2 protein-coding genes are annotated in these 1,906 nt (G+C 42.3%); one reads left to right on the plus strand and one right to left on the minus strand.

Going from position 1 to position 1,906, the window contains the following annotated elements:
* The first annotated feature begins 130 nt into the window (after positions 1–130).
* Positions 131–286, plus strand: coding sequence for an RICIN domain-containing protein (locus tag G485_RS29405; RefSeq protein ID WP_084423379.1), 156 nt, complete (start codon positions 131–133; stop codon positions 284–286).
* A 372-nt stretch (positions 287–658) separates the two neighbouring features.
* Here G485_RS29405 and G485_RS0117420 read toward each other — a convergent pair whose 3' ends face one another.
* Positions 659–958: a hypothetical protein gene (locus tag G485_RS0117420; RefSeq protein ID WP_027093550.1), complete on the minus strand. Its 300-nt coding sequence runs from the start codon at positions 956–958 to the stop codon at positions 659–661.
* Between the last annotated feature and the right edge of the window lie 948 nt (positions 959–1,906).

Below are 1,906 nucleotides of genomic sequence, written 5' to 3' on the forward strand. Positions count from 1 at the left end.
AACACTGCCGAGAAATTGAATGACTTCATGGTTAAAATGGGCAGGGATCAAATCCCGGGACTGCTTCCGGGCGTGAACAGCCCCTAATTTTAAGAATCCGCCCGTCAATACGACTTCGTGGTACAAAATCATGGACATCAGCTGCGGCTACTACAAAATCATGAATGTGAAAAGCCGCAAGATGCTCTACATTGCCGGAGGCTCAACAGCCGACGGGGCGGATTCCATTCAGTCGGCCGGCAGCGGCGCCGCAAGCCAGCAATACCAATTCACGACGGTTAGCTGAAGGATTCGGGCCTCCTAGCCGCGCACAAAAGCCGGTCAAGAGAGGCCGCCGCGCGCTCTCGGCCGGCTTCTTATGCATCACTGCGCTCTCAGCAAACACCGGACGAGTCAGCTTCGCTTCCTCCATGTGGTGCTTTACATACGCCGCCGTCTCCGGTATGCTCATCCCTCTTTTACATGGAGTCACACTGCTTATCTTATCGCTTCTGAATAGATAAATGCCTCCCTAGAATTCATCGGATTACCTTAGGGGCTTTTCCAATGTCTATTCTAAGGGGTGTTTTCCATGGCCCCACATCTTACGTTACGAAATTGGGACCAACAAGAGCGGCTCGGTCATTTAACCGAGCCTGCGTTGGTAAACATAAAATGATTATTCCTTCTTATAATAGCTCAGATAAGTGAAAACGGTAAAAGAAACTAACGATATTACGATAGAAAGTCTAAACAAATGAATAATTTGTTCGGCGTTTAAGGAAAATATAAATAAATATGAGACATCCGTTGCTCCTTGAGCTACTTCAAGATAATGAAACATCAAGGATGCGGAATTCAGTGCAAACAAAAATGAAAATAATAGTGAAGTAACTTTCAATTTTTCTTCTGACATAATCGCAATAATTAGCATGACAACAATGCAAATAATTGAAATCAACACTTCAATAAACATCATAGATGATTCTCCTTATGATGAATGCTGAAAGCCAGAATACTTTGAAGAGTATTCTGGCTTAATTATTATGCAGACCAGTACGAAAGAGACAGATTGCTTGTTTTTAAGTCAACATCCGGTGCATAAATATCCTGACCGTTATACATATAGTATGTGAATTTTAGATTAAGTTTCTTTTGCCCAGTCGTGTTATAGTGTCCAACAGAAATGATGGAGTCAAAGGTATGGCCGACACTTCTTAACTGTTTGGATGCATCTAATGAGATTTTTGTGTTTCTAACTTTCTCAGTTCCACTATTGTCAAATACCTTTAAAGATTTTGCAGTGTAATTGACGCTATTTTCCATTCCAAACCAAATGACAATGGTGTACTTGGAGGGCTATATGAAAAATCAAGCGTAAATTTCAACGTACCCCCTGAATAATAACTCCCATCCCATTGTATTGACCGAAGTACATCTCCGGGATCGGTATAAGCTTCTAAGCTTGTCTCGTGCATTACCCCAATCGTCCAGTTAGAATCGTTGGAATTGACACTTGGGAGTGTGGAAGAGTATGTCCGTTCTGACAATGGATAAAGCTTTGCCGTAAAGGTGCCGTCAGTAGAAATTGATGTTGGTCCCTCAATATACGACCTCACAATCATCTCTTCGTAGATAGTAGATCCCGCGACTACATAAGATACAGTGTAAGTCCTATCTGATTTTCCGCTTGTTAAGCTTAATGGAGTGATTCCAGTACCGCCTGATTCGGTCATTGATGTTGGGGAAAGAATTTTTGAATACCAAAATACATCTTGGTGATCTGCTTGAGGGAGTTCGGATATATTACTAAATAAATCATTCACATTAACGGATCAAGTCCAAAATATTGTGTAAATTTCCTCGGTTCAGAAGTGTCGAGCCGGGGCTTGACATGGAGCCTCCGCAGGCATGATGACTGGCGATT

Origin of the sequence: Cohnella thermotolerans DSM 17683 (genome assembly GCF_000429825.1) — a bacterium.
Taxonomy (GTDB): domain Bacteria; phylum Bacillota; class Bacilli; order Paenibacillales; family Paenibacillaceae; genus Cohnella; species Cohnella thermotolerans.